This is a genomic window from Streptococcus sp. k-628 (genome assembly GCF_013277475.1).
GTDB lineage: Bacteria > Bacillota > Bacilli > Lactobacillales > Streptococcaceae > Streptococcus.
Map to the genome: position 1 here is coordinate 1 of NZ_VMMZ01000035.1, position 24,788 is coordinate 24,788.

General features: G+C 42.0%; 28 protein-coding genes. 26 read left to right on the forward strand and 2 right to left on the reverse strand.

The window, feature by feature from the left end; all coding sequences use genetic code 11:
- Window positions 1–237 precede the first annotated feature (237 nt).
- From HT730_RS04815 to pflA, 16 genes are all read left to right on the forward strand, one after another.
- Entirely contained in the window at window positions 238–1,008 is a 771-nt protein-coding gene (locus HT730_RS04815) for a TatD family hydrolase (RefSeq protein ID WP_173306967.1), read from the forward strand.
- Window positions 1,009–1,021: 13 nt separating this feature from the next.
- Window positions 1,022–2,374 (forward strand): PIN-like domain-containing protein, encoded by a 1,353-nt coding sequence (locus HT730_RS04820; protein ID WP_173306968.1) that lies wholly within the window; start codon window positions 1,022–1,024, stop codon window positions 2,372–2,374.
- Window positions 2,371–2,925, forward strand: coding sequence for a ribonuclease M5 (gene rnmV / locus HT730_RS04825; protein ID WP_240151462.1), 555 nt, complete (start codon window positions 2,371–2,373; stop codon window positions 2,923–2,925). The genes HT730_RS04820 and rnmV overlap by 4 nt, the downstream gene beginning before the upstream one ends.
- Window positions 2,926–2,996: 71 nt before the next feature.
- Window positions 2,997–3,908, forward strand: a complete 912-nt coding sequence (locus HT730_RS04830) for an XRE family transcriptional regulator (RefSeq protein ID WP_173306970.1) — start codon at window positions 2,997–2,999, stop codon at window positions 3,906–3,908.
- Between the two features lie 267 nt (window positions 3,909–4,175).
- On the forward strand, window positions 4,176–6,206 hold the full coding sequence (locus HT730_RS04835) for a bacteriocin-associated integral membrane family protein (RefSeq protein WP_173306971.1): 2,031 nt from the start codon (window positions 4,176–4,178) through the stop codon (window positions 6,204–6,206).
- 1 nt (window position 6,207) lies between these two features.
- Window positions 6,208–6,849: an ABC transporter ATP-binding protein gene (locus HT730_RS04840; protein WP_000565529.1), complete on the forward strand. Its 642-nt coding sequence runs from the start codon at window positions 6,208–6,210 to the stop codon at window positions 6,847–6,849.
- Window positions 6,842–7,150, forward strand: a complete 309-nt coding sequence (locus HT730_RS04845) for a hypothetical protein (RefSeq protein WP_173306972.1) — start codon at window positions 6,842–6,844, stop codon at window positions 7,148–7,150. The genes HT730_RS04840 and HT730_RS04845 overlap by 8 nt, the downstream gene beginning before the upstream one ends.
- Window positions 7,151–7,280: 130 nt before the next feature.
- Window positions 7,281–8,153, forward strand: a complete 873-nt coding sequence (gene rsmA, locus HT730_RS04850; RefSeq protein WP_173306973.1) for a 16S rRNA (adenine(1518)-N(6)/adenine(1519)-N(6))-dimethyltransferase RsmA — start codon at window positions 7,281–7,283, stop codon at window positions 8,151–8,153.
- A 1-nt stretch (window position 8,154) separates the two neighbouring features.
- A complete protein-coding gene (gene rsgA / locus HT730_RS04855; RefSeq protein ID WP_173306974.1) occupies window positions 8,155–9,033 on the forward strand; it encodes a ribosome small subunit-dependent GTPase A in 879 nt (292 codons plus the stop codon).
- A 10-nt stretch (window positions 9,034–9,043) separates the two neighbouring features.
- Window positions 9,044–9,700 (forward strand): ribulose-phosphate 3-epimerase, encoded by a 657-nt coding sequence (rpe, locus tag HT730_RS04860; protein ID WP_173306975.1) that lies wholly within the window; start codon window positions 9,044–9,046, stop codon window positions 9,698–9,700.
- On the forward strand, window positions 9,663–10,325 hold the full coding sequence (locus HT730_RS04865) for a thiamine diphosphokinase (protein ID WP_173306976.1): 663 nt from the start codon (window positions 9,663–9,665) through the stop codon (window positions 10,323–10,325). Before rpe ends, HT730_RS04865 begins: the two co-directional genes overlap by 38 nt.
- 1 nt (window position 10,326) lies before the next feature.
- Entirely contained in the window at window positions 10,327–11,583 is a 1,257-nt protein-coding gene (locus tag HT730_RS04870; RefSeq protein ID WP_173306977.1) for a DNA recombination protein RmuC, read from the forward strand.
- Window positions 11,573–12,514: a 3'-5' exoribonuclease YhaM family protein gene (locus HT730_RS04875; RefSeq protein WP_173306978.1), complete on the forward strand. Its 942-nt coding sequence runs from the start codon at window positions 11,573–11,575 to the stop codon at window positions 12,512–12,514. Before HT730_RS04870 ends, HT730_RS04875 begins: the two co-directional genes overlap by 11 nt.
- Window positions 12,515–12,780: 266 nt before the next feature.
- Complete coding sequence (gene purR, locus HT730_RS04880) at window positions 12,781–13,608, forward strand: pur operon repressor (RefSeq protein ID WP_001825276.1); 828 nt, start codon at window positions 12,781–12,783, stop codon at window positions 13,606–13,608.
- Window positions 13,609–13,674: 66 nt separating this feature from the next.
- Window positions 13,675–14,925, forward strand: a complete 1,251-nt coding sequence (locus HT730_RS04885; protein ID WP_173306979.1) for a diaminopimelate decarboxylase — start codon at window positions 13,675–13,677, stop codon at window positions 14,923–14,925.
- A gap of 125 nt (window positions 14,926–15,050) precedes the next feature.
- Window positions 15,051–15,845, forward strand: coding sequence for a pyruvate formate-lyase-activating protein (gene pflA, locus HT730_RS04890; protein ID WP_001288288.1), 795 nt, complete (start codon window positions 15,051–15,053; stop codon window positions 15,843–15,845).
- 201 nt (window positions 15,846–16,046) lie between these two features.
- Here the strand turns inward: pflA and yidC are convergent, their stop codons facing one another.
- Both yidC and HT730_RS04900 read right to left on the reverse strand, forming a co-directional pair.
- On the reverse strand, window positions 16,047–16,973 hold the full coding sequence (gene yidC / locus HT730_RS04895; RefSeq protein ID WP_173306980.1) for a membrane protein insertase YidC: 927 nt from the start codon (window positions 16,971–16,973) through the stop codon (window positions 16,047–16,049).
- 77 nt (window positions 16,974–17,050) lie between these two features.
- Entirely contained in the window at window positions 17,051–17,329 is a 279-nt protein-coding gene (locus HT730_RS04900; RefSeq protein ID WP_001174612.1) for an acylphosphatase, read from the reverse strand.
- A gap of 33 nt (window positions 17,330–17,362) precedes the next feature.
- Here HT730_RS04900 and HT730_RS04905 point away from each other — a divergent pair, with 33 nt between their 5' ends.
- The 10 genes from HT730_RS04905 to HT730_RS04950 all read left to right on the forward strand — a co-directional run bounded on the left by HT730_RS04905 (window position 17,363) and on the right by HT730_RS04950 (window position 24,687).
- Window positions 17,363–18,103: an RNA methyltransferase gene (locus HT730_RS04905; protein ID WP_173306981.1), complete on the forward strand. Its 741-nt coding sequence runs from the start codon at window positions 17,363–17,365 to the stop codon at window positions 18,101–18,103.
- 55 nt (window positions 18,104–18,158) lie between these two features.
- Window positions 18,159–18,842, forward strand: coding sequence for a Bax inhibitor-1/YccA family protein (locus HT730_RS04910; protein ID WP_001016914.1), 684 nt, complete (start codon window positions 18,159–18,161; stop codon window positions 18,840–18,842).
- 110 nt (window positions 18,843–18,952) lie between these two features.
- Window positions 18,953–19,945, forward strand: a complete 993-nt coding sequence (asnA, locus tag HT730_RS04915; RefSeq protein WP_000748003.1) for an aspartate--ammonia ligase — start codon at window positions 18,953–18,955, stop codon at window positions 19,943–19,945.
- Window positions 19,946–20,009: 64 nt separating this feature from the next.
- On the forward strand, window positions 20,010–20,549 hold the full coding sequence (gene rsmD, locus HT730_RS04920; RefSeq protein ID WP_138702132.1) for a 16S rRNA (guanine(966)-N(2))-methyltransferase RsmD: 540 nt from the start codon (window positions 20,010–20,012) through the stop codon (window positions 20,547–20,549).
- On the forward strand, window positions 20,539–21,027 hold the full coding sequence (coaD, locus tag HT730_RS04925; RefSeq protein WP_173306982.1) for a pantetheine-phosphate adenylyltransferase: 489 nt from the start codon (window positions 20,539–20,541) through the stop codon (window positions 21,025–21,027). Before rsmD ends, coaD begins: the two co-directional genes overlap by 11 nt.
- The gene (locus HT730_RS04930; RefSeq protein WP_173306983.1) at window positions 21,011–22,048 is read left to right on the forward strand and encodes a SepM family pheromone-processing serine protease; all 1,038 of its coding nucleotides are present in this window, start codon (window positions 21,011–21,013) and stop codon (window positions 22,046–22,048) included. Before coaD ends, HT730_RS04930 begins: the two co-directional genes overlap by 17 nt.
- A gap of 57 nt (window positions 22,049–22,105) precedes the next feature.
- Window positions 22,106–22,336 carry a DUF1146 family protein gene (locus tag HT730_RS04935; RefSeq protein ID WP_134990081.1) on the forward strand — a complete coding sequence of 77 codons (231 nt, stop codon included), beginning with the start codon at window positions 22,106–22,108 and terminating at the stop codon, window positions 22,334–22,336.
- A gap of 23 nt (window positions 22,337–22,359) precedes the next feature.
- Entirely contained in the window at window positions 22,360–23,643 is a 1,284-nt protein-coding gene (gene murA / locus HT730_RS04940; RefSeq protein ID WP_112445124.1) for a UDP-N-acetylglucosamine 1-carboxyvinyltransferase, read from the forward strand.
- Window positions 23,636–23,824, forward strand: coding sequence for a DNA-directed RNA polymerase subunit beta (locus HT730_RS04945; RefSeq protein WP_025169706.1), 189 nt, complete (start codon window positions 23,636–23,638; stop codon window positions 23,822–23,824). The genes murA and HT730_RS04945 overlap by 8 nt, the downstream gene beginning before the upstream one ends.
- 38 nt (window positions 23,825–23,862) lie before the next feature.
- Entirely contained in the window at window positions 23,863–24,687 is an 825-nt protein-coding gene (locus HT730_RS04950; protein ID WP_049512960.1) for a DNA/RNA non-specific endonuclease, read from the forward strand.
- The last annotated feature ends 101 nt before the right edge of the window (window positions 24,688–24,788 follow it).

Sequence of the window (24,788 nt, forward strand, 5' to 3'; positions counted from 1 at the left end):
ACGGCAAGGCGACGTTGACACGGTTTGAATTTGATTTTCGAAGAGTATTAGATGAATAGGGATGTTCTATCAATATAGCCAATCTCTTCTGTCTCTAACTGTGAGACAGGAGATGGGCAATATCGGATAGAAAAGCTAGCAGAATAGCTCTCTATTGAAGAGAGGAGGGAAACCGAAAAATTGGGTGCCCCTCCTCTTTTTTGGTATAATAGAAGATAGAAAACGAGGTTAGAAGAGATGATTTTTGATACACATACACACTTGAATGTAGAAGAATTTGCAGGTCGTGAGGCAGAAGAAATTGCCTTGGCTGATGAGATGGGTGTGACACAGATGAATATTGTTGGTTTTGATAAACCAACGATTGAGCGTGCCTTGGAGTTGGTAGATGAGTATGACCAACTCTATGCAACTATTGGTTGGCATCCGACAGAAGCTGGTACTTATACAGAGGAGATTGAAGCCTACTTGCTTGACAAGCTCAAGCATCCTAAGGTGGTTGCCTTGGGTGAGATTGGTTTGGATTATCATTGGATGACAGCGCCGAAAGAGGTGCAGGAGCAGGTTTTTCGCCGTCAGATTCAGCTATCTAAGGACTTGGATTTGCCTTTTGTTGTCCATACCCGTGATGCGCTGGAAGATACCTATGAGATTATCAAGAGCGAGGGAGTTGGCCCTCGAGGTGGCATTATGCATTCTTTCTCAGGGTCTCTTGAATGGGCAGAGAAGTTTGTGGATCTTGGTATGACCATTTCCTTCTCAGGAGTGGTGACTTTTAAGAAAGCAACTGACATCCAAGAAGCAGCTAAAGAGTTACCTTTGGACAAGATGTTGGTGGAAACAGATGCGCCTTACTTAGCACCTGTACCCAAGCGTGGTCGTGAAAATAAAACAGCCTATACTCGCTATGTAGTAGATTTTATCGCGGATTTGCGTGGCATGACGACAGAAGAGCTAGCGGCGGTAATAACTGCAAATGCAGAACGAATTTTTGGAATTAAGTATTAAAGGAGAAAATATAATGGTTAATTTTATTAAAGAATATAATAAAGATTTTACAAATGAGATGATTAAAAAATCATTTTTTGTAATTGATAATAATTGTTTACTCTTTCCTCTGAAAGATCATCTTTTGGGCGATAAAATAGTAGATTCGTTCAATATAATAAAAAATGATGTCTATATTCCATATGTAACACAAATTGAATACTTAGAAAATGAATTAAACATTATAAATAAACGGAAGGAACAAGTAAAAAGAACAGAGAAATTAATTGCAGATATTAGAGGAGCAAATGAATTAATAGATATAAGAATAAAAAATATTATAAATAATTCTCTTTTTAATGATATTGAAAAATACAAAAAAGATGATAGTATGAAAACTATGTATGATCAAATCTCAAATTTTAAAGAGGATTACTTTGAAAGAATTGATAAATATACAGAAGAGTTGAAGGCTATAAATAATAAATTAGTAGATGAGAAAAATAAGCTATTAGAAGAAGTTGATTGGGAGAATTCGACTACAAGCGTTGATACAATAAAAAGAATTATTGAGGAATTTTTAGATGGAGTAAAATTAGGTTTTGACTACACTGATGATATCTTGAGTAGATATACTGAGGTAATAAATGAACGTTATAATTCAAACATTTCTCCAGGATATGAAGATATTGATGGAAAATCTAACCGAACAATTTTTTTAGGAGGTAAATCAGTACCTAGACATTATTCGGATGCAATTTTTTGGTTAGATACATTAGATTATATTATATGTAACCCAAATGTAACTAAAGATAAGAAATATTTGATTATTATTTCGAATGAAGGAAAACAAGACTGGGTTGTTGGAGGTAATAAAACAAAAATCAATCTTGACATGTATTCGGAATGCTATAGAAAAACAGGTTTGATTGTTAAAAAAATAGATATTTGGACACTCTTAAACGTAACGGGAGTAGCGGATGGCAGTTCAATTGAAATTTCCCGTAAAAATTATGAAACTGGAAAATATGATTTTAGATTATACGGACAGGATTATATTGGTATAGAACAACAATCTAAAATGATGGAAATTATATTTGAAAAAATTATTTCAAAAATTGATGGATCGACTTTAAACATTCCGTGTGTCGTATCGTTTGAAGATTCACTGGAAGGCGTTAACACAACATTTGATAAATATCTAATGGTTAGAGATAGCCTAGGGAATGAATTTTTAGTAGGGATGTCTTTGAATTTTTCTCAAAAACTTAGATATATTTTTGATTTATTGGATTCTAGAGTTGAGGGTAGTGCCCCGCAATTAAAATTTATGGACAGTAGTGTTCAAAGTGAGTGGGAAAAAATATGTCGTCGAAGAAAAAAATGAAAATTTCCCAAGTCATCGTAGTTGAAGGTCGCGATGATACGGCCAATCTCAAACGCTATTTCGATGTAGAGACCTATGAGACACGAGGTTCTGCCATCAATGAGCAGGATCTAGAGCGGATTCAGCGTCTACACCAACGCCATGGAGTCATTGTCTTTACAGACCCAGATTTTAATGGGGAGCGGATTCGTCGCATGATTATGACGGCCATTCCAACAGTTCAGCATGCCTTTCTCAAACGAGATGAAGCTGTTCCTAAGTCCAAAACCAAGGGGCGTTCTCTGGGAATAGAACATGCCAGCTATGAAGATCTGAAAACGGCTCTAGCTCAGGTGACGGAACAATTTGAATATGAGAGCCAGTTTGACATCAGTCGTAGCGACTTGATTCGCCTTGGTTTTCTAGCAGGAGCAGATAGCCGTAAGCGACGAGAATATCTAGGAGAGGCTCTCCGAATCGGTTATTCCAACGGTAAGCAACTCCTCAAACGCCTAGAGTTGTTCGGGGTCACCTTGGCAGAAGTGGAAGAAGCCATGAAATCTTATGAGTAGGAAAGATGTAGCCGTTACAATTTTTTAAGTTTCACAGTATTTTTCGAAGCAGGTAGAAGAGGAGGCGTCTGATGTTAATTGGTCAAAAAATTAAAGAGATTCGGATAGAAAAAGGAATTAGTCGTCCAGATTTTTGTGGAGATGAGCAAGAACTGACAGTTCGTCAACTGTCGCGAATTGAAAGTGGAGCTTCGCAACCGAGTTTGCCCAAGTTAGACTATATTGCTCGCCGGCTAGGAGTTCCAACTTATAGCCTTATGCCGGATTTTTCAGCTCTTCCTCCTGCTTATTTAGAATTGAAATACCAGATTTTACGTGAACCAATCTATGGTAAAGAAGAGGAATACGATAAGAAAGAAGCGTGTTTGGAAGAGATAGAGGATTTATTTTATGAGCAACTTCCTAATGAGGAAAAAATATGGTTTGAAGCTACTAGAGCAACGATAGATGTTATTCGAAGCGGACGACCAGAATACGGGGAAACCGTACTGGACGATTATTTTAAAACAATTTATAATAAGGAATTGTTTTTGATAAATGAATTAGAAGTTATCAACTTATATTTTGCTATAGTGCTTACAAAGATAAAACAAGGTCAAAATCAGATTGAAGAAATTAACAGAATTCATTCGTTTTTAGTTCGTTTGACAAATCATGTAGAATTAATTGCACCAGAATATCTGTTTGCTTTAAGTAACACTTTGTTTTCGGGTCTAGCCTGTTTGGATAATTTGTCGTCTTATGATTCACTAGAATCTTATATCTTTAGCCTTAATCATATAATGGAAAAAACACAAGATTTCCAGAAGAAACCAATTATATTGATGTTGGAGTGGAAATTATCTCTAATAATAAACAATGATTATGTATCTGCCGAACAGTTCTATCAGAAATCGAAGCTATTTGCTGATATAATAGAAAATTCTTATTTAGTTACTATGTTAGAAAAACAATGGCAAGAGGATGTAAAAAAATATTTATAAACATAGTGAAGCAATGACAAAAATGTCCTTGTTCTTGCATCAAAACAGCTCTAAAGTTCGTCTTTAGAGCTGTTTTTTAGATATGAGCCAAAAATAATATGAAATAGTTAGATTTTAAGGACATTGATGTCCTTGATAGTTCTTGAAAAAACGGATATAATATATTTAAAGATGTTGCTAGTAGAAAGAACTTAATAAACTTCTTAACATTGCAGTGACTGTGGTCACCTTCTCACTAAGTGACCAAGTAACTTTTTGGAGGAAATGATGAAACGTTTATTTATTTTGATTTCAATGGTATTGGTATCGCTTTATATGGCGATAACTTCCGTTGACCATCAAGAAGAGATTTTATTTGGTAACTATCTCTCTGTTGATGTGACAGGAATGATGATAAATCAACCAGTAGCTAGTCGCGAAGAGGTGACAGAGGCTTTGAGTCACTTGGCGGTAGAGCATAATAGTCTCATCGCCCGTCGGATTGTTGAGCCAAATGAAGCTGGAGAAACACGCTTTACCTATGCCACTTACGGTCAGGGAGAGCTTCCAGAAGGTCTGACCATTTCCTCCAAGGAGAGTGCAGAAACGAGTGATTTATTAGGTTCTTACTTGATTGTGTCAGGAAGTTTGGATGGAGTGAGCTTACAGACCGCCCTGCAAGAACTTGGTTATAATGGTGTTGTCTCGAATAGAACGGAGGCATTTTCGATGGTCGTCCTCTTGGCTGCTACCCCAATGGGGCTACTGAGTTTAGCTATTTTTCTGCTGACCTTTATGAGTTTGACCCTGATTTATCGGATCAAGTCTCTTCGTCAGGCAGGGATTCGCTTAATCGCTGGTGAGAGCTTGTTTGGGGTGGCTCTTAGACCAGTGTTAGAAGATGTGAGACAGCTTATCTTCTCGGTGCTAGTATCCAGTCTTTTGGGATTGGGGATTCTCTGGTATCAAAGTGTCTTGTTTATGGCAACGGTGCAACTGGTCATCATTGCTCTTCTACTTTATGGCTTGACCTTGGCAGGGATTTCTACCTTACTAAGTGTCGTGTATCTACTCGGTTTACAGGAAAATAGTCTGGTGGATCTATTGAAAGGGAAACTCCCTCTCAAACGTATGATGACATTGATGATGGTGGGGCAACTCTTGGCCGTGCTGGTGGTCGGCTCGAGTGCGACTGCTCTCCTACCCCACTACCGTGAAATGCAGGAAATGGAGAGAGCTAGCGATAAATGGAGTCAGTCCTCAGATCGTTACCGTCTATCCTTTGGTTGGTCTAGTGCATTTGCAGATGAAGAAGGAATGCGTAAGGATAATCGTGAGTGGCAGACATTTACTGAAGAACGGTTAGCTAATACAGACTCTTTTTATATCATGAGCAATGTTGACAATTTCTCAGATGGAGCAGAGGTGGACCTAGATGGCAATCGTCTCAATGACTACACACCGTCAGGGAATGTTATCTATGTCTCACCGCGCTATCTGATAGAAGAAAAGATTACCGTTTCTTCAGAGTTTATGGATAAGATGCAAAACTTGTCTGAGGGAGAGTTTGGGCTGATTTTGCCTGAGAGCTTGCGAGAGCAGTCTGCCTACTACCAAGGATTGTTTACAGATTACCTGCAAAGATTTTCATCTGAAAGTGTAGAGGCGACGAGTCAGAAACACTACCTTCCACAGGTAACGCTAGCTTTTACAGAAACAGGACAGGAACGTTTCCTCTATAATGATGGGTACAAGACGACACGCCAGTACCTAAAAGATCCGATTATTGTAATTCTAACGCCGCAAGCGACTGGAACAAGACCTGTTGCAGGGATGTTGTGGGGAACTACGGCTAATAGTGCCTTGAAGCTAGATCGATATGGAGACAGCATTACCGCTCTAAAAGAGCAAGGTCTGTATCACAAGGTCTCTTACTTGGTAAAAAGCCAGCTATTTTTTGCAAAGGTACTAAATGACAAACGGGTGGAGTTTTACTCTCTCCTTATTGGGACGATTTTGACCCTGTCTACGGCTATCTTGTTATTTGATTCCATGAATCTTCTCTATTTTGAGCAGTTCAGACGGGAGCTTATGATTAAACGTCTTGCTGGTATGACAATCTATGAGCTTCATGGCAAGTATTTACTGGCGCAAGGAGGAGTTCTCTTGCTTGGCTTAGTCCTATCTAGTATTTTGACAAGAGATAGCTTGATTAGCGCTCTAGTTGTAGCTTTATTTACTCTTAACGCCCTCTTGATTTTAGTAAGGCAGGATAAAAAAGAAGAAGCTGGTAGCATGGCAGTATTGAAAGGAAAATAAGATGATTGATATTCAAGGATTGGAAAAGAAATTTAATGACCGCGCGATTTTCTCTGGTTTGAATCTCAAGCTGGAGAAGGGCAAGGTCTATGCCTTAATCGGAAAGAGTGGAAGCGGAAAGACGACGCTGCTGAATATCCTAGGCAAACTAGAAAAGATAGATGGAGGAAGGGTTCTCTATCAGGGGAAAGATTTAAAAACCATTCCCACTCGTGAGTATTTTCGAGACCAGATGGGCTATCTCTTTCAAAATTTTGGCCTCTTAGAAAACCAATCAATCAAAGAGAATTTGGATTTGGGCTTTGTTGGTCAGAAAATCTCAAAAGTAGAACGTTTGGAAAGGCAAGTGGAGGCTTTAGAAAAGGTTAATCTAGGATATTTGGATTTGGAACAAAAAATTTATACTTTATCTGGGGGAGAGGCCCAACGAGTTGCTCTTGCGAAGACTATTTTGAAAAATCCACCCTTGATTTTGGCAGATGAACCAACAGCAGCTCTTGATCCTGAAAATTCAGAGGAAGTTATGAATCTCTTGGTAGGCTTGAAAGATGAAAATCGAATGATCATCATTGCGACCCATAATCCCCTAGTCTGGAATAAGGCCGATGAAATCATTGATATGAGGGAACTTGCTCATGTGTGAAAAAATCCGTATTCGCAGGGTACCTGATTATCCTAGTGTCAGAGGTGGTTTAGAAGATATTCTCATCATGGAAAATATGACCAATCATCTCCTTTTGGTTCAAATCCGAGTGAATGGCTATTTGCTTGATTTTGCTAGCATTGAAGGGCAAAGGCAAAAGCATTATCGTTTGAAAAATTTACCTCAAACGGTTGAACTGACAGTGGATAATGTGGAGGAGGATGTAGATTTGACCCTACCCGAAAATCGAAGTTATCAAGAAGCTGATTTTTTCGAACGTATGTTTCGCGAGAAGCGCTAAGTCCCCCTTTAAAGATTTCCAAGACTATCTTTCTTCATGAGGAAAGATAGTTTTTTGGTATGATTTTCACCCCCAAAATACAAGGGGAATGTGTTACAATAGTAGTAACAGATAATAGAAAAGAGAATAGATGAGAATTGCAGATTATAGCGTGACCAAGGCAGTGCTGGAGCGTCACGGTTTTACTTTTAAAAAGTCCTTTGGGCAAAATTTCTTGACGGATACCAATATTCTTCAAAAAATCGTGGATACGGCTGAAATTGATGACCAGGTTAATGTTATCGAAATTGGGCCAGGGATTGGTGCCTTGACGGAGTTTCTGGCTGAGCGTGCAGCAGAGGTCATGGCCTTTGAGATTGACCACCGTTTGGTGCCGATTTTGGCAGATACCTTGCGTGATTTTGATAATGTGACCGTGGTCAACGAGGACATTCTCAAGGTTGACTTGGCGCAACATATCCAGAATTTCAAAAATCCTGACCTGCCAATCAAGGTAGTGGCTAATTTGCCTTACTACATCACAACGCCTATTCTCATGCACTTGATCGAAAGTGGCATTCCTTTTAGTGAGTTTGTGGTCATGATGCAGAAAGAAGTGGCGGACCGCATTTCAGCCCAGCCGAATACCAAGGCTTATGGTAGCTTGTCTATCGCCGTGCAGTATTACATGACAGCCAAGGTTGCCTTTATCGTGCCTCGTACGGTCTTTGTGCCAGCGCCAAATGTGGATTCAGCCATCTTGAAAATGGTGCGTCGTTCAGAGCCAGCCGTAGCAGTTGAAGACGAGAACTTCTTCTTTAAGGTTTCCAAGGCTAGTTTTACTCATCGCCGCAAGACCTTGTGGAATAACTTGACAGGTTACTTTGGCAAGACTGAAGAAGTCAAGGACAAGCTGACTAAGGCTTTGGACCAATCAGGCTTGTCACCAAGTGTGCGTGGGGAAGCTCTCAGCTTGGAAGAGTTTGCCAGTCTAGCAGATGCACTTAAAGGGCAAGGACTCTAAGATGCAGGGACAAATCATTAAAGCCTTGGCTGGGTTCTACTATGTGGAAAGTGATGGTCAGGTTTATCAAACACGGGCGCGTGGGAATTTCCGTAAAAAAGGGCATACTCCCTACGTTGGGGATTTGGTAGATTTCTCTGCGGAGGAGAACTCTGAGGGATATATCCTTAAGATTCATGAACGAAAAAATAGTCTGGTTCGTCCGCCCATTGTCAACATCGACCAAGCTGTAGTAATCATGTCCGTCAAGGAACCGGACTTCAACAGCAATTTGCTGGATCGGTTCTTGGTTCTTTTGGAACACAAGGGCATCCATCCCATCGTCTATATTTCCAAAATGGATTTGTTGGAAGATAGGTCAGAATTGGATTTTTACCAACAAACCTATGGTGACATCGGCTATGAATTTGTGACCAGTAAAGAAGAACTTTTGCCTTTGTTAACAGGCAAGGTTACAGTCTTTATGGGGCAGACAGGTGTTGGTAAGTCAACCCTTCTCAATAAAATCGCACCAGATCTCAATCTTGAAACAGGAGAAATCTCAGACAGTCTGGGTCGTGGGCGCCACACTACTCGAGCTGTTAGTTTTTACAACCTTAATGGGGGCAAAATCGCGGATACACCAGGATTTTCATCCTTGGATTATGAAGTATCAACGGCGGAAGACCTCAATCAGGCCTTTCCAGAGATTGCTACTGTCAGTCGAGACTGCAAATTCCGCACTTGTACCCATACCCATGAGCCGTCTTGTGCTGTCAAGCCAGCTGTAGAAGAGGGTACCATTGCGTCCTTCCGTTTTGACAACTACCTGCAATTCCTTAGCGAAATTGAAAATCGCAGAGAAACCTATAAAAAAGTCAGCAAAAAAATTCCAAAATAAGGAGAAACCTATGTCTCAATACAAGATTGCTCCGTCAATTCTGGCAGCAGATTATGCCAACTTTGAACGTGAAATCAAACGCCTAGAAGCAACTGGTGCAGAATATGCCCATATCGATATCATGGATGGGCACTTTGTGCCACAAATCAGTTTTGGTGCAGGTGTGGTCGAAGCTCTTCGCCCTCATAGCAAGATGGTTTTCGATTGCCACTTGATGGTGTCCAATCCTGAGCATCATTTAGAGGATTTTGCGCGTGCAGGTGCGGATATCATCAGTATCCATGTGGAAGCAACGCCTCATATTCATGGTGCCCTCCAAAAGATTCGTTCACTCGGTGTCAAGCCTTCAGTCGTTATCAATCCTGGTACACCAGTTGAAGCGATTAAGCATGTGCTTCATCTAGTTGACCAAGTCCTAGTCATGACAGTTAACCCTGGATTTGGTGGTCAAGCCTTTCTGCCAGAAACAATGGATAAGGTCCGTGAGTTGGTTGCACTTCGTGAGGAAAAAGGTTTGAAATTTGAGATTGAAGTGGATGGTGGGATTGATGACCAAACTATTGCTCAAGCTAAAGAAGCTGGTGCGACCGTTTTTGTAGCAGGTTCCTATGTCTTTAAGGGAGATGTCAATGAGCGAGTACAAACTCTCAGAAAACAACTGGACTAGGGTTGCCGTTTTTGCAGGAGGAGACCGCGGTCATTATCGGACGGACTTTGATAGTTTTGTCGGTGTGGATCGAGGCTCGCTCTGGGTCTTGGAGGAAGACTTGCCTCTTACTCTAGCAGTTGGAGATTTTGATTCTGTCACTGCAGAAGAGCGACAGGTGATTCAAAAACGTGCCCAGTATTTTGTTCAAGCCCGACCAGAAAAAGATGATACAGATTTGGAATTGGCTCTCTTAACCATCTTTGAGCAAAATCCTCAGGCTGAGGTCACTATTTTCGGTGCTTTGGGTGGTCGTATTGACCATATGCTGGCTAACGTCTTTCTACCTAGCAATCCTAAGTTGGCTCCCTATATGCGTCAGATAGTGATTGAGGACGGGCAAAATTTGATTGCCTATTGTCCAGAAGGGACCAGTCAGCTAGAACCTCGTTCAGACTACGACTATTTAGCCTTTATGCCAGTTCGGGATAGCCAGCTGACCATTTTTGGAGCCAAGTATGAGTTGACAGAGGACAATTTTTTCTTTAAAAAAGTGTACGCTTCTAACGAATATATAGATAGGGAAGTGTCGGTGACTTGCCCAGATGGTTATGTGGTCGTGCTGCATAGCAAGGACAGGAGGTAAGATGGAAAGTTTACTTGTTCTATTATTAATTGCCAACCTAGCTGGTCTCTTTATGATTTGGCAGAGGCAGGATAAACAGGAAAAACATCTAGCCAAGAGCTTGGAGGATCAGGCAGATCACTTGTCAGACCAGTTGGATTACCGCTTTGAACAAGCCAGACAAGCCAGCCAGTTAGATCAAAAAGATTTGGAAGTGGCTGTCAGTGACCGTTTGCAAGAAGTGCGAATCGAATTGCACCAAGGTCTGACGCAAGTCCGTCAAGAAATGACAGAGAATCTCCTCCAAACCAGAGACAAGACCGACCAACGCCTTCAAGCCTTGCAGGAATCAAATGAGCAACGTTTGGAACAAATGCGCCAGACAGTCGAGGAAAAGTTGGAAAAGACCTTGCAGACACGCTTGCAGGCCTCCTTTGAGACAGTTTCCAAACAACTGGAGTCGGTCAATCGTGGCCTTGGAGAAATGCAGACAGTTGCCCGCGATGTCGGCGCCCTCAACAAGGTTCTCTCTGGAACCAAAACGCGAGGGATTCTGGGAGAATTGCAACTGGGACAAATCATAGAGGACATCATGACCCCTGCCCAGTACGAACGAGAATACGCAACAGTTGAAAACTCCAGTGAACGAGTGGAGTATGCCATCAAGTTACCCGGACAAGGCGACCAAGAATACGTCTATCTGCCAATTGACTCCAAGTTTCCACTGGCAGATTATTACCGCTTGGAAGAAGCCTATGAAGCAGGTGACAAGGACGAGATCGAACGCTGTCGTAAGTCACTCCTAGCCAGCGTCAAGCGCTTTGCCAAGGATATCAGGAGCAAGTACATAGCACCGCCTCGGACGACCAATTTTGGAGTTTTGTTTGTTCCGACAGAAGGTCTCTACTCAGAAATCGTCCGCAATCCGGTCTTCTTTGATGATTTGAGACGGGAGGAGCAGATTATTGTCGCAGGTCCAAGTACCCTATCAGCCCTGCTCAATTCCCTATCAGTTGGTTTCAAGACTCTTAATATCCAAAAGAGTGCCGACCATATCAGTAAGACCCTTGCCAGTGTCAAGACTGAGTTTGGCAAGTTTGGTGGTATTCTGGTCAAGGCACAAAAGCATCTCCAACACGCCTCTGGCAATATTGATGAATTATTAAACCGTCGTACCACAGCTATCGAGCGGACGCTCCGTCACATTGAGTTATCAGAAGGTGAGCCTGCGCTTGATCTACTCCATTTCCAAGAAAATGAGGAAGAATATGAAGATTAGTCACATGAAAAAAGATGAGCTATTTGAAGGCTTTTACCTAATCAAGTCAGCTGACCTGAGGCAAACTCGAGCTGGGAAAAACTACCTAGCCTTTACCTTCCAAGATGATAGTGGCGAGATTGATGGGAAGCTCTGGGATGCCCAACCTCATAACGTTGAGGTCTTTACTGCAGGTAAGGTTGTCCACATGAAAGGGCGCCGAGAAGTTTATAACAACACTCCACAGGTCAATCAAATCACCCTACGCCTGCCTCAAGCTGGCGAACCCAATGACCCAGCTGATTTCAAGGTCAAGTCGCCAGTTGATGTCAAGGAAATTCGTGACTACATGTCGCAAATGATTTTCAAAATTGAAAATCCTGTCTGGCAACGAATTGTCCGAAATCTCTACACCAAGTATGATAAGGAATTTTACTCCTATCCAGCTGCCAAGACCAACCACCATGCCTTTGAAACAGGTTTGGCTTATCATACGGCGACCATGGTGCGTTTGGCAGATGCTATTAGCGAAGTCTATCCTCAGCTCAATAAGAACCTGCTCTATGCAGGGATTATGCTGCATGACTTGGCTAAGGTCATTGAGTTGACGGGGCCAGACCAGACTGAGTATACAGTGCGAGGCAATCTTCTTGGACATATCGCTCTGATTGATAGTGAAATTACCAAGACAGTGATGGAGCTCGGCATCGATGATACCAAGGAAGAAGTCGTTTTGCTTCGTCACGTTATCCTCAGTCACCACGGCTTACTTGAGTATGGAAGTCCAGTCCGTCCACGTATTATGGAAGCAGAGATTATCCATATGATTGACAATCTGGATGCAAGCATGATGATGATGTCAACAGCTCTGGCTTTGGTGGATAAAGGAGAGATGACCAATAAAATTTTCGCTATGGACAATCGTTCCTTCTATAAACCAGATTTAGATTAATAATTTAAGAAAAATGAGCATTTTTTAGGATAAGAATGTTCGTTTTTTTATGTGAATATGGTATAATAAGTAAAAGACAAAAATGAATACTCTTCAAAAATCTCTTCAAACTAGGGTAGCATCGCCTTGTTGTATGTATATATACATGTATATTACAGGATTTGTCAGTTCTATCGACAATCTCAAAACAGTGTTTTGAACCACCAGCGACCAGCTTTCTAGTTTGCTTTTTGATTTTTTGAATAAAAATGGAATAGGAAATAGAAATGAAATTAAGAAGAAGTGATCGGATGGTTGTCATTTCCAACTATTTGATTAATCATCCTTATAAACTAACTAGTCTCAATACTTTTGCTGAAAAGTATGAATCTGCTAAATCATCCATCTCAGAAGATATCGTGATTATCAAACGCGCCTTTGAGGAAATTGAAATCGGTCATATCCAGACAGTAACTGGTGCTGGTGGTGGTGTCATTTTTACACCATCAATCTCAAGCCATGATGCCAAGGAAATGGTTGAGGACTTGCGTGCCAAGCTGTCAGAAAGTGACCGCATCTTGCCAGGTGGCTATATCTACCTGTCTGATTTGCTTAGCACACCAGCTATCTTGAAAAATATTGGTCGCATTATTGCCAAGAGCTTTATGGACCAAAAAATTGATGCGGTTATGACAGTAGCGACCAAGGGTGTGCCACTTGCAAATGCAGTTGCCAATGTCCTCAATGTTCCTTTTGTCATTGTACGCCGTGACCTGAAAATTACCGAAGGTTCAACGGTTAGCGTCAACTATGTATCCGGTTCAAGTGGTGACCGCATTGAGAAAATGTTCCTTTCAAAACGCAGTCTTAAGGCAGGCAGCCGTGTCTTGATTGTGGATGACTTCTTGAAAGGTGGCGGAACGGTCAACGGGATGATCAGTCTCTTGCGTGAGTTTGATTCTGAACTAGCTGGTGTAGCCGTCTTTGCGGACAATGCCCAAGAAGAACGTGAAAAGCAATTTGATTACAAGTCACTCCTGAAAGTAACCAATATTGATGTCAAGAACCAAGCCATTGATGTTGAGGTTGGCAATATCTTTGACGAAGATAAATAAGAGATAGAACTAAAGGTTGGAACGATTGTCCCAGCCTTTCTTTGCAAATAGAATAGAAGGAAGCTTATGAAAACACCATTTATCAATAGAGAAGAGTTAGAAGCGATTGTTGCCGAGTTCCCGACTCCCTTTCACTTGTATGATGAGAAGGGGATTCGTGAGAAGGCAAGAGCTGTCAACCAAGCCTTTTCTTGGAACAAGGGCTTTAAGGAATATTTTGCAGTTAAGGCAACTCCAACACCAGCTATCTTGAAAATCCTCCAAGAGGAAGGTTGCGGTGTGGACTGCTCTAGTTATGTAGAGCTCTTGATGAGTCACAAACTGGACTTTCCAGGGTCTGAGATTATGTTCTCTTCTAACAACACGCCAGACAAGGAATATGCCTATGCGCGTGAATTAGGTGCGACCATTAACTTGGATGCTTTTGAAGATATTGAACATCTGGAGCGTGCAGCAGGCATTCCAGAAATTATCTCTTGTCGTTATAATCCTGGCGGTGTTTTTGAACTAGGGACAGACATTATGGACAATCCTGGAGCAGCCAAGTTTGGCATGACCAAGGACCAACTATTTGAAGCCTTTGCCATCTTGAAGGAAAAAGGAGCTAAGACTTTTGGGATTCACTCCTTCCTAGCGTCCAATACCGTGACCCATCTCTATTATCCAGAGTTGGCTCGTCAGCTTTTTGAATTGGCTGTTGAAATCAAGGAAAAGTTGGGTATTTCGCTAGAATTTATCAATCTTTCTGGTGGTATTGGTGTTAACTATCGTCCTGATCAGGAACCAAATGATATTGCCTTGATTGGTGAGGGAGTTCGTAAGGTGTATGAAGAAGTCCTTACACCAGCAGGTCTTGGTGATGTCAAGATTTTCACAGAATTGGGTCGCTTTATGTTAGCCCCTCATGGAGCTCTCGTTACAAGAGTGACTCATAAGAAGGAAACCTACCGTACCTATCTAGGTGTGGATGCATCAGCAGTCAATCTCATGCGTCCAGCTATGTACGGTGCCTACCACCATATTACTAACGTGACCCATCCAGATGGACCAGCTGAAGTGGTAGATGTGGTCGGTTCACTCTGTGAAAACAATGATAAATTTGCAGTGAATCGCGAACTTCCTCATACAGAAATCGGTGATTTGCTGGTCATTCATGATACAGGTGCTCACGGTTTTTCAATGGGCTACCAGTACAACGCCAAACTTCGTTCTGCGGAAATCCTCTATACCGAAGAAGGTAAAGCCCGCCAAATCCGCCGTGCAGAGCGCCCTGAGGACTATTTTGCAACCTTGTATGGCTTTGATTTTGAAGAATAAAATGATAAGTCATTGAAAATGAAATTGAAAAACAGATTGCTTTCTAAAAAATAGGCAAAAATCTTGTTTTTCCTTCAAGTCGTGATATAATAAAACTATAAAACGTTTTCAAGGAAGGTAACGATATGTCTGAAGAAACAATTGATTATGGACAAGTGACAGGAATGGTGCATTCGACAGAAAGCTTTGGGTCAGTAGACGGCCCTGGTATTCGCTTTATTGTCTTTTTGCAGGGCTGTCACATGCGTTGCCAGTATTGCCACAACCCGGACACTTGGGCTATGGAGTCCAATAAGTCACGTGAACGGACGGTAGATGATGTCTTGACAGAAGCCTTGCGCTACCGCGGTTTCTGGGGAAATAAGGGCGGTATTACAGTCAGTGGAGGAGAAGCCCTCTTGCAGATTGATTTCCTGATTGCCCTCTTCACCAAGGCTAAGGAACAAGGAATCCACTGTACCTTGGATACCTGTGCCCTTCCTTTCCGTAATAAACCACGTTACCTTGAGAAGTTTGACAAACTCATGGCTGTCACTGACTTGGTCCTCTTGGATATCAAGGAAATCAACGAAGAACAGCACAAGATTGTCACTAGCCAAACCAATAAAAATATCTTGGCCTGTGCCCAGTATCTATCAGATATTGGAAAACCTGTCTGGATTCGCCACGTGCTAGTTCCAGGATTGACAGATAGAGATGATGACTTGATTGAACTTGGTAAGTTTGTCAAGACCCTCAAAAATGTTGATAAGTTTGAAATTCTACCTTATCATACCATGGGTGAGTTCAAATGGCGTGAACTGGGAATTCCATATTCACTCGAAGGGGTCAAACCACCAACAGCAGATCGCGTCAAGAATGCTAAAAAACTCATGGATACCGAAAGTTATCAAGACTATATGAAACGTGTACATGGATAAAAAAGAAGCCTGATGGAAACATCGGGCTTTTGATACTCAATGAAAATCAAANNNCTCAAAACAGTGTTTTGAGGTTGTGAATAGAACTGACGAAGTCAGTAACCATATATACGGCAAGGCGAAGCTGACGTGGTTTGAAGAGATTTTCGAAGAGTATGACTTGCAAAAAAGACTTAGCAAACCAGCTAAGCCTTTTTCTTCTTATCTCGAACGTTGTTTTCCAGCGTTGCGATTTTTGTGTTTTTTCTTGCTTGTGATAGCAGTTGGTTGTTCAGGGGTAACGTCTTTTCGTCCACTTGGTTTAGAGAAAGCACTTGCTTTTGGTGGGTTCTTGGCTAGTTCTTCACGGACTTTTTTGCGAAGTTTTGGACGAACGATATAGTTGACGATAAACTGTTGGAGAATCATCATGAAACCACCGACAACCCAGTAAAGTGTAACACTGGCTGGTGAGATGAGGGAGAAGCCGGCAATCATGACTGGGCTCACGTAAGCCATTTTCTTGATTTGATCTCTTTGCGTTTGATCCTCTACTCCGTGAAGTGAAAGGAGTGATTGAAGATAGTAAAGGACACCAGCGCAGGCAGCCAAAATCATACTTGGAGAGCCTAGAGGGATGCCTAGGTAGCTTGCTTGAGCAACACCTTCAGTATGTTGGGCAGTAAAGTAGATGGCAGAGAAGAAAGGCATTTGAAGGAGGAGAGGGAAACATCCTACACCACCAAACATACTGATGCCATGCTCTTTTTGAGCAGCAAAGAGAGCTTGTTGGGCTTCGAGTTTTTCTTCTTGAGTAGTTGCTTCCTTGAGACGCGTTTGGTGTGGCTCAAGGACGTGCTTGAGGGCGTTCATCTTTTCAGAGTGAAGCGTTGCCTTCCATGATTGGTAGATACCAAGTGGCAAGATAATCAAGCGCACGATAATGGTTACGATGATGATAGCGACACCAAAGCCTAGACCTTTATCATTGGCGAAGTACTTGATAGCTTCAGCCATAGGCGCTCCGAAAGTATTCCAAATGACTCCTGTTGGCTGGCCTGTGGATTTATCAACATTGACACAGCCAGTTAAGACTAGCAACATAGCCACTCCCATAGCTGAGAGTGCAAAACGTTTAATAGATTTCACTGTTTTTATTCCTTCTTTAAAAATTATACCTTTCTATTCTACTGTTTTTTTACAAAATATACAATAGTTCTAGAGACTTAATTTGCGATTTTAAAGTCAGGGTAGGGAGGAAAGTTGCTCAGTTTGACATCTAAGTAACTGACTTTTGAAAAAGGTGTGGGTCCTTTTCGGATTTCTTGGATAAATTTCGCCATGATAGCGGATGAGTCTGCTTGGGCTAAGATTTCCACTGTGCCATCGTCGTTATTCCATACTCGGCCTGTGATGCCACCGATTTCAAGTGCTAGGCTGTAAACACCCCAACGAAAGCCGACTCCCTGTACCCTACCTTGGGCAATCATTCTAACCTTTTGCATACCAAACCCCTTTGATTGTGTTATAATATTTCTATGACTATTATAACCTCAAAAGCCAATTCTGTGGTAAAAAATGCCAAGAAATTACACCAAAAAAAATACCGCAAGTCTGCTTATTTGATTGAAGGCTGGCACTTGTTTGAAGAAGCTGTTCAAGCTGGAGTGACGATTGAGAAAATCTTTGCCCTAGAAAATTACCGAAATCAGTTAGCCTCGTTTCCGCAAACTGTCTGGGTGTCAGAGGATATTTTGCTAGATTTGGCGGATTCTCAGACTCCACAGGGAATTGTGGCGGTGGTTCAAAAAGAAGAGGTAGGGCAAGCTGATTTGAGTCAGGGTAAGTTCTTGTTTTTGGAAGATGTGCAAGATCCTGGTAATGTGGGAACCATCATTCGGACTGCGGATGCAGCAGGTTTTACTGGAGTAATTGTTTCAGATAAATCGGCAGATATCTACAGTCTCAAGACCCTACGTTCCATGCAAGGCAGTCATTTTCATCTGCCTATTTATCGGATGTCGAGCCAAGCGCTTTTTGAGGAAGCTAAAAAGGCAGCTATCCCAGTGATGGCAACAACCCTATCTAAAGATTCTATTGATTACAGAGAACTGCCTCCTATAGAAAATTTTGTACTAGTCATGGGAAATGAGGGTCAAGGAATTAGTCCCCTCATGGTTGAAAGTGCAGACCAGTTGGTCCACATTAGTATGAAGGGACAGGCTGAGAGTTTGAATGTTGCCGTTGCAGCAGGTATTTTAATCTTCCATTTAAGCTAATTTTAACTTTTTTTGTTATAATCAAGGAAAGATGTTCATAGAAAAGGAGAAAAGGATGAATCACACTATTATACATGACCGTGCAGGTCTCAATCAATTTTACGCTAAGGTTTATGCCTTTGTTGGTCTGGGAATCGGACTATCTGCTTTGGTATCAGGTCTTATGTTGACGGTCTTTCAGTCTCAGTTGGTTTACTTTTTGATGCAGGGGCGTCTCTGGTTGACCATTGCTACTTTTGCGGAGTTGGCTTTGGTTTTCGTTGCCAGTAGTATGGCTTCAAGAAATAGTCCAGCGGCTCTTCCAGTATTTTTACTTTACTCCGTTTTAAACGGCTTTACCCTCAGTTTTGTGGTGGCTTTCTATACTCCGGGTACAGTTTTATCTGCCTTTGTATCGAGCGCCCTTCTCTTCTTTGTCATGGCGGCAGTTGGTATCTTCACCAAGAAAGATTTGAGCGGCCTTGGCCGAGCAATGATGGCAGCTCTCATTGGTTTACTGATTGCTATGGTAGTCAATATTTTCTTGGCTAGCGGTTTCTTTGATTATATGATTAGCGTAGCCATGGTTTTGGTTTTCTCAGGGTTGATTGCTTGGGATAACCAAAAGATTCGCCTTGCCTATGAACAATCACAAGGTCGTGTAGCGACAGGTTGGGTTGTGTCAATGGCTCTCAGCATCTATCTTGATTTTATCAATCTTTTCCTAAGTATTTTACGTATCTTCGGTCGCAATGACTAAAAGGTCTATGAAATCAGTGTTTTGAGTGACACTGATTTTTTTAAATTTTCTCTTTTCTTTTCTTGGAAATAGGTGTATAATGCTTTTAACTAATTTTTGAGGAGTAGCCTATGAAGAAAAGTTTTATCCACCAACAAGAAGAAATTTCCTTTGTCAAAAACACTTTTACCCAGTATTTGAAAGATAAGTTAGAAGTTGTCGAAGTTCAAGGTCCTATCTTGAGCAGGGTCGGCGACGGGATGCAGGACAACTTATCAGGTGTGGAGAATGCCGTATCGGTCAAGGTTCTCCAAATCCCTGACGCTACTTATGAAGTGGTACATTCACTTGCTAAATGGAAACGCCATACCTTGGCTCGTTTTGGTTTCGGTGAGGGTGAGGGTCTCTTCGTCCACATGAAGGCCCTTCGTCCAGACGAAGATTCGCTTGATGCGACTCACTCTGTTTATGTTGACCAGTGGGACTGGGAGAAGGTTATCCCAAATGGTAAGCGTAACATCGCTTATCTAAAAGAGACAGTTGAGAAGATTTACAAGGCTATTCGCCTTACTGAGCTAGCTGTTGAAGCCCGTTATGACATCGAGTCTATCTTGCCAAAACAAATCACTTTTATCCACACAGAAGAGTTGGTAGAACGCTACCCAGACTTGACACCGAAAGAACGTGAAAATGCGATCTGTAAAGAATTTGGAGCAGTCTTCTTGATCGGTATCGGTGGCGAGTTGCCAGATGGTAAACCGCACGATGGACGTGCACCAGACTACGATGACTGGACAAGTGAGTCTGAAAATGGCTACAAGGGTCTGAATGGCGATATTCTTGTTTGGAATGAGTCTCTGGGTGGAGCCTTTGAGCTATCTTCTATGGGAATCCGTGTCGATGAAGAAACTCTTCGCCGTCAGGTTGCCATCACAGGTGATGAAGACCGCTTGGAATTGGAATGGCACAAGGCTTTGTTGAACGGCCTATTCCCATTGACAATCGGTGGAGGAATTGGACAATCTCGTATGGCCATGTTCTTACTTCGCAAGAAACACATCGGAGAAGTGCAAACAAGTGTTTGGCCTCAAGAAGTTCGCGATACTTACGAAAATATTTTATAGAGAATCGAACCGCAAGGTTCGGTTTTCTTTCTCTTTTTGTCTATAATTTGGTATAATAAACGGTATGAAAATCGTATCAGGAATCTATGGGGGACGTCCCCTCAAGACACTAGAAGGCAAGACGACAAGACCTACTTCGGATAAGGTTAGGGGAGCCATTTTTAACATGATTGGTCCCTACTTTGAAGGGGGACGAGTCTTGGACCTTTATGCAGGTAGTGGTGGTTTATCTATCGAGGCAGTATCACGTGGCATGGCCAGTGCTGTTTTGGTAGAGCGAGACCGTAAGGCTCAGTCTATCGTGGCTGAAAATATTCAGATGACCAAGGAAGTTGGAAAATTTCAACTCCTCAAGATGGATGCAGAAAGGGCATTGGAACAGGTATCTGGGAAATTTGACCTCATTTTCTTAGACCCTCCTTATGCCAAGGAACAAATCGTAGCAGATATTGAAAAAATGGCTGAGAGGGAGCTTTTTTCTGAAGCTGTCATGGTCGTGTGTGAGACGGATAAAGCTGTTGAACTTCCAGAAGAAATTGCCTGCCTGGGCATCTGGAAGGAAAAAATTTATGGAATTAGTAAGGTGACAGTCTATGTCAGATAAGATTGGCTTATTCACAGGCTCATTTGATCCGATGACAAATGGACATCTGGATATCATTGAACGAGCTAGCAGACTCTTTGATAAGCTCTATGTCGGTATTTTTTTTAATCCCCACAAACAAGGATTTCTCCCCATAGAAAATCGTAAACGAGGGCTAGAAACGGCTTTGAAACATTTGGAAAATGTTGAAGTTGTGTCTTCTCATGATGAATTGGTAGTTGATGTTGCAAAAAGACTGGGGGCTACTTGCCTAGTGCGGGGCTTGAGAAATGCGTCGGATTTGCAATATGAAGCCAGTTTTGATTACTACAATCATCAGCTGTCTTCTGATATAGAGACCATTTATTTACATAGTCGCCCTGAACATCTCTATATTAGTTCATCAGGTGTTAGAGAGCTTTTGAAGTTTGGTCAGGATGTTGCCTGCTATGTTCCTGAGAGTATTTTGGAGGAAATAAGAAATGAAAAAAAAGATTAGATGGCCCTTATATGTCATTGCGGCCTTGATTGTGACTTTCTTGGCATTTGTGGTGCCTTTGCCATACTATATAGAGGTTCCAGGTGGTTCGGAAGATATTCGCCAAGTCCTCAAAATAAATGACAGAGAAGATCAGGCGGCTGGTGCCTATCACTTTGTTACGGTTGGTGTCCAGCATGCCACATTAGCTCATATGGTTTATGCCTGGTTGACGCCTTTTACAGATATTCGTAGTGCCCAGGAGACCACAGGTGGTTCTTCCGATGTAGAATTTATGCGGATCAATCAATTCTACATGCAAACATCGCAAAATATGGCCAAGTATCAAGGTCTAAAAACAGCTGGTAAGGATATCGAACTAAAGTACTTTGGGGTTTATGTCTTGAATGTGACGGATAATTCAACCTTTAAAGGGATTCTCAATATCTCTGATACGGTCACAGCAGTCAATGATCAGACATTTGATAGTTCCAAAGACTTGATTGATTACGTCAGTTCTCAAAAATTAGGGGACTCCGTCAAGGTCACCTATGAAGAGGATGGGCAAACCAAGTCTGCAGAAGGAAAGATTATCAGCTTGGAAAATGGAAAAAATGGGATTGGAATCGGCTTGATTGATCGTACAGAGGTAATCAGCAATGTCCCAATTAGCTTTTCAACAGCTGGTATTGGCGGCCCAAGTGCTGGTCTCATGTTTAGTCTAGCTATCTATACTCAAATAGCTCACCCAGGTCTTCGTAATGGTCGTATTGTTGCCGGTACAGGTACCATTGACCGCGATGGCAATGTGGGGGATATTGGTGGTATTGACAAGAAAGTTGTAGCTTCTGCTAGAGCAGGTGCCGCTATTTTCTTTGCTCCTGATAACCCTGTTAGCGAAGAAGAACAAAAGGCGCATCCGGATGCGAAAAACAACTACCAAACAGCCCTAGAAGCGGCTAAAACAATCAAGACAGATATGAAAATCGTGCCCGTTAAAACCCTACAAGATGCAATTGATTACTTGAAAAACAATCCCTAGATTTTGAGGGGGATTTCCAAACTAGCGCGCAAACAGAGAAGATGGTATAATAGTCAAATGGTTCAATTATTATTCACTCTAAGCAGTCACATGCTCTTTATCTATGTGAGTTTTTACCTTTTAAAGGATCTTGTTAGATGGGAAAAGGTTTTAAAAGTGACAGATGAGAATACAAGAAAAGTTCATTTATTGCTAGCTCTTTTCAGCATTGTAATGGGCTATATCTTGAGTTCTTTCTTTATCAGCCTGTATCAGTTGTGGCAAGAAGCGCTTAGAGGATTATTATAAAATCAAGAGTAAAGGAAACGAGTATGGACAAAATTGTGGTTCAAGGTGGCGATAATCGTCTGGTAGGAAGTGTTACTATCGACGGAGCAAAGAATGCAGTCTTGCCCTTGTTGGCAGCGACTATTCTAGCAAGTGAAGGAAAGACAGTCTTACAGAATGTACCGATCTTGTCGGATGTCTTTATTATGAATCAGGTGGTTGGTGGTTTGAATGCCAAGGTTGACTTTGATGAGGAGGCTCATCTTGTCGAGGTGGATGCTACTGGCGACATCACTGAGGAAGCCCCTTATAAGTATGTCAGCAAGATGCGCGCCTCCATCGTTGTCTTGGGACCAATTCTTGCCCGTGTAGGTCATGCTAAGGTATCCATGCCAGGTGGTTGTACGATTGGTAGCCGTCCTATTGATCTTCATTTGAAAGGTCTGGAAGCTATGGGGGCTAAGATTAGCCAGACAGCTGGTTACATCGAAGCCAAGGCTGATCGCTTACACGGTGCCCATATCTATATGGACTTTCCAAGTGTTGGTGCTACGCAGAACTTGATGATGGCTGCAACTCTAGCTGATGGGGTGACAGTGATTGAAAATGCTGCGCGTGAGCCTGAGATTGTGGACCTAGCCATTCTCCTCAATGAAATGGGAGCCAAGGTTAAGGGTGCTGGTACAGAGACCATTACCATTACTGGTGTTGAGAAACTTCATGGTACGACTCACAATGTAGTCCAAGACCGTATCGAAGCAGGAACCTTTATGGTAGCTGCTGCCATGACTGGTGGTGATGTCTTGATTAAAGATGCTGTTTGGGAGCACAACCGTCCCTTGATTGCCAAATTGCTTGAAATGGGAGTGGAAGTGACGGAGGAGACGGAAGGAATTCGCGTTCGCTCTCAACTAGAAAATCTAAAAGCTGTCCATGTGAAAACCTTGCCCCACCCAGGATTTCCAACAGATATGCAGGCTCAATTTACAGCCTTGATGACAGTCGCAAAAGGCGAATCAACCATGGTGGAGACAGTTTTCGAAAATCGTTTCCAACACCTAGAAGAAATGCGTCGTATGGGCTTACACTCGGAGATTATCCGTGATACAGCTCGTATTGTTGGTGGGCAACCTTTGCAGGGAGCGGAAGTTCTTTCTACTGACCTTCGTGCCAGTGCAGCCTTGATTTTGACAGGTTTGGTAGCACAGGGAGAAACTGTAGTTGGTAAATTGGTTCACTTGGATAGAGGCTACTACCGTTTCCATGAGAAATTGGCGCAGTTAGGTGCTAAGATTCAGCGGATTGAGGCAAGTGATGAAGATGAATAAGAAATCAAGCTACGTAGTCAAGCGTTTACTTTTAGTCATCATAGTACTGATTTTAGGTGTTTTAGCCCTAGGAATCGGTCTAATGGTAGGTTATGGAATCTTGGGCAAGGGTCAAGATCCGTGGGCTATCCTGTCTCCAGCAAAATGGCAGGAATTGATTCATAAATTTACAGGAAATTAGGCTGGGAGACCAGTCTTTTTCTAAAGATAAGGAGAAATATGAACAAAAAAACAAGACAGACACTGATTGGTTTGCTAGTGTTATTGCTCTTATCTGCGGGGAGCTATTATATTAAGCAGAATGAACTAGGCAATCAGGCTGCTAAGACAAAAATGAGTCAGAAAAGTCAATCACCAGACGCGCCTAGTCAAGAATTGGCAGAAAGTGTCTTAACAGATGCAGTCAAAAGCCAAATAAAAGGGAGTCTGGAGTGGAACGGGGCTGGTGCTTTTATCGTCAATAGTAATAAAACAAACCTAAATGCCAAGGTTTCAAGTAAGCCCTACGCTGATAATAAAACAAAGACAGTGGGCAAGGAAACTGTTCCAACCGTAGCTAATGCCCTCTTGTCTAAGGCCACTCGCCAGTACAAGAATCGTGAAGAAACTGGGAATGGTTCGACTTCTTGGACTCCTCCAGGCTGGCATCAGGTTAAGAATCTAAAGGGTACTTATACCCATGCGGTCGATAGAGGTCACTTATTAGGCTATGCCTTAATCGGTGGCTTGGATGGTTTTGATGCCTCAACAAGCAATCCTAAAAACATTGCTGTTCAAACAGCCTGGGCAAATCAGGCGCAAGCCGAGGATTCGACTGGTCAAAACTACTATGAAAGCATGGTACGTAAGGCCTTGGATAAAAACAAGCGTGTCCGTTACCGTGTAACCCTTTACTACGCTTCAAACGAGGATTTAGTTCCTTCAGCTTCACAGATTGAAGCCAAGTCTTCAGACGGAGAATTGGAATTTAATGTCCTAGTTCCCAATGTTCAAAAAGGGCTTCAACTGGATTACCGAACTGGAGAAGTGACTGTTACTCAGTAAAATACAAAATAAACTCCTATGTCACTTGAAGATGTAGGAGTTCTTTTTTGGACAATTTAAGTAGAACTAGAATAGGTACTAAGAAAAAAATAATATGTACT